Origin of the sequence: Pseudomonas agronomica (assembly GCF_025917275.1) — a bacterium.
Lineage (GTDB): Bacteria > Pseudomonadota > Gammaproteobacteria > Pseudomonadales > Pseudomonadaceae > Aquipseudomonas > Aquipseudomonas agronomica.
On record NZ_JAOSHO010000482.1, the window covers coordinates 1 to 3,712 of the forward strand.

Genomic DNA, 3,712 nt, shown 5'->3' on the forward strand with positions numbered 1-3,712 from the left:
ACCGCTATCGCGAGCAAGCTCGCTCCCACAGGGGTTTCCAACAGGAATTTGTGTCTTGCTTGAAACAACAAACCCGGCACTCGGCCGGGTTTGTCTTGTTCCAACGATGCTTACTTGGAGGCAGCCGCCACGGCCAGCTCATGCCGAGCCTCGCGCTTGTTCTTGATCACATAGCAGCCCCACATGAACACCACCCATACCGGAATCGCGTACACCGAGACCTGGATGCCGGGGATCAGCAGCATCACGCCGAGGATGAACACCACGAACGCCAGGCAGACATAGTTGCCATACGGGTACCACAACGCCTTGAACAGTGGCGTCTGGCGAGACTGGTTCATGTGCTGGCGGAACTTGAAGTGCGAGTAGCTGATCATCGCCCAGTTGATCACCAGGGTCGCGACCACCAACGACATCAGCAGCTCCAGCGCATGCTGGGGAATCAGGTAATTGAGCAGCACCGCCACCAGCGTGACCGCCGCCGAGGCGAGGATCGAACGCACCGGCACGCCGCGCTTGTCGATTTTCGCCAGAGCCCGGGGCGCATCGCCCTGCTCGGCCATGCCCAGCAACATGCGGCTGTTGCAGTAGGTGCCGCTGTTGTACACCGACAAAGCGGCGGTCAGCACGACGAAGTTGAGGATGTGCGCAGCGGTATTGCTGCCCAGCATTGAAAACACCTGCACGAACGGGCTGCCGCTGTAGGCATCGCCGGAAGCGTTGAGTGTAGCCAGCAGGCTGTCCCAAGGCGTCAGGGACAACAGCACCACCAAGGCACCGATGTAGAAAATCAGGATCCGGTAGATCACCTGGTTGATGGCCTTGGGGATCACGGTTTTCGGCTTGTCGGCTTCAGCGGCAGTGAAACCGAGCATTTCCAGGCCACCGAAGGAAAACATGATGATGGCCATGGCCATGACCAGGCCGCTCACGCCGTTGGGGAAGAACCCGCCGTGGGACCACAGGTTGCTGACTGACGCTTGCGGGCCGCCATGGCCGCTGACCAGCAGGTAGCTGCCCAGGGCGATCATGCCAACAATCGCCACGACCTTGATGATCGCGAACCAGAACTCGGCCTCGCCGAAGACCTTGACGTTGGCCAGGTTGATCGCATTGATCAGGATGAAGAACGCCGCCGCCGAGACCCAGGTTGGAATGTCCGGCGCCCAATAATGGATGTACTTGCCAACCGCCGTCAGCTCGGACATGCCCACCAGGATGTAGAGGATCCAGCAGTTCCAACCCGACAGGAACCCGGCGAAACCGCCCCAGTACTTGTGGGCAAAATGACTGAAGGACCCGGCCACCGGCTCTTCGACGATCATCTCGCCCAACTGGCGCATGATCATGAAGGCGATGAAGCCGCAAATGGCGTAGCCAAGGATCATCGACGGGCCGGCTGATTTCAGCACCCCCGCCGAGCCGAGGAACAGGCCCGTGCCGATCGCGCCGCCAAGGGCGATCAATTGAATGTGGCGATTTTTCAGGCCGCGCTTCAGCTCGCCTGAATGCGAGTTTTGTCCACTCATGAAAAGGGTCTCACGCAAGGTTTGATGATGTTCGTTAGACGTTGCCGCTCGAATCGGATCTCAAGCAGCGCCGATCAAACCCCAGCGCAGGCACCAGGAATTCAGCGTTTTTACAACGGTCATGCGTCACCTGTTTGTTTTTATCTGTGACGAAATCGAACCCGACACGCTTGTGGCGTGGCGGAGTGAACAAGGCGGATAACCTTGAAAGTGCGTGGCTACGCGAAGGGTCACAGTTAAAACGCGGCGCATTGTACACCGCTGACCCCCTGCTACCAGACACCACCGGATCAGCGTGTCATTTGCCGGGATCGCACGGGGCCGCCTCGAACAGATCGGGCGGCTGCGAAAACAGGTCCGGGCTCTTGCGAGCCGTTGAAGCGTGGGGCGCAAAAAACGCAACCACGGAAGAATGGAAACGGAGCGATGGCGTTCATTGCGCCTCCTTTTTGTTATTCACCTGCACGACAGGCATGGAGCGCATCTCACCCTTGAAAAAGCGCCGAAACAAGCGGGCCAGCGCTCTGGGAATGGGCCTGGGCCGAGGCCATGCGGAAGCTTTTTCTTACAACTGGCGAACCCTGCCTTTATGACCCGCATGAACGGCATTTTTCGTAAGTAATTCTTTACGATGCGTAACGAAGGCTTTCCACTGAGGGCATTTTCAGAGTGTGACCACAAATTGACGGTAGGTAGCTACCTAACGAAGAAAATTCATCAGACAGCTGTTTTTAAAGAGCTAATTTGGCCGCTGGAAAATGGAACAAAAAGTTCAAACAAAAAAAATAAAATAATTTTTTGCATTCCAAAAAACCCTCGACTAGGTTTTCAGCCACTTGCCCAGGCATCGTGCCGGCGAGTTTTTGCGGTGCCGATTCAGCCGGGTCCTACTCGCCGAATCGGCCCGCGTTTTCCGCAAAAGTCATCTAGGAGATTCACTATGCAAGCACTGGACAAAGACTTGGAAACCGAACTGCAACTGGACGAATGGTTCGAGGCACCGACCCATGAAGCCGCCGTTGAAATGATGCAAGCCGACGCCGTCGTTCCGTTCGGCACGGCGATGTGGCCTCTGTAAGCGATACCCGGCGGAGCTGATCCGGCCGGCCGGCTCCGCATCCTGCTGTCAGGAAGCCAAATCAATCGTCAGGGAAGAATAAGCATGGACACACAACGAGCCATCTCACATTTCCTTTACTACCTCGAACATCATCCTGCCCTGGCCGGCGTCCAGCCCGCCAAGGTATTGCTCGGCCACACTGCCGATTACGAAGCGTTGGCCGGCAGCATCGCAGAACAAGCCGGGAGCACTTCGCCGTTCAGGTTCAACGCCATGCGCCTGGACCTCGAACCCACAGAGCGCCTGTCCCAGGCCATTGCCGACAGCGATCTGTATATTTTCTTCTACGACTCATCCACCCTTCCCAACCCACGCCCCGATGGCCCGGACTTTGTCCGCGCGCTGCAGGGTGTGATGGCGGACAACTGGAGAAAATCGCTGTTGTTCAAGGACTACGGCGAGTACTTCTACGACACTTTCAGCGTCATTCCCCAACGCATCGCCGGGCTCAACAGCCACCTGATCCGCCGCATGTCCCAAGCCACTACATTGAGCTTCGAGGATGAGCACGGCTCGTATTTCGACACCGCACTGCACAGCATCAAGAAGTGGACCGACATCAATGGCGTCGGCAACTACGACCTGGCTCCCGGCGAAATTGCCACCCACAGCGACACCATCAATGGCCGGGTGAAATTCGTCGGGACTTTCCTCAGCACGATTCCCTTCGCACGCAAATATGGCGTGCTGCAATCGCCGCTGGAGCTGTGGATCGAAGACTCCACCATTCAGAAAATCGCCACCGATGTCCCGGGGCTGGAACACGATTTCAACCGGTACCTGGACGCCAATCCGTCCAACCGCCGCATCGAAGAACTGGGAATCGGCACCAACGAAGGGGTCAAGAGCCTGTACGCTCGCAACGCCGGTTTCGAAGAGCGCCATTGCGGCCTGCACCTGGGGCTCGGTGGCGGCGCCAAGGGCAGCCATCACCTGGATCTGATTTTCGAAAGCGGTGTGCTGGCGCTGGATAATGAGCCGATGTTTGATGGGCGGTTTGTGCTTTAGGTTGAAATCGATGGTGGGGCTGCTGGCGCCATCGCGAGCAAGCTCGCTCCCACAG

Annotated in this window: 3 protein-coding genes; 2 read left to right on the forward strand and 1 reads right to left on the reverse strand. The window is 57.6% G+C overall.

Features of this window, described 5'->3' with window-relative positions:
* Positions 1-110: 110 nt before the first annotated feature.
* Positions 111-1,529: an amino acid permease gene (locus OC610_RS23070; RefSeq protein WP_264431102.1), complete on the reverse strand. Its 1,419-nt coding sequence runs from the start codon at positions 1,527-1,529 to the stop codon at positions 111-113.
* A gap of 940 nt (positions 1,530-2,469) precedes the next feature.
* On the opposite strand from OC610_RS23070, the gene OC610_RS23075 reads away from it, so the two are divergent.
* Positions 2,470-2,607, forward strand: a complete 138-nt coding sequence (locus tag OC610_RS23075; protein ID WP_003178782.1) for a hypothetical protein — start codon at positions 2,470-2,472, stop codon at positions 2,605-2,607.
* An 84-nt stretch (positions 2,608-2,691) separates the two neighbouring features.
* On the forward strand, positions 2,692-3,657 hold the full coding sequence (locus OC610_RS23080; RefSeq protein WP_264431105.1) for a M29 family metallopeptidase: 966 nt from the start codon (positions 2,692-2,694) through the stop codon (positions 3,655-3,657).
* Positions 3,658-3,712 lie beyond the last annotated feature (55 nt).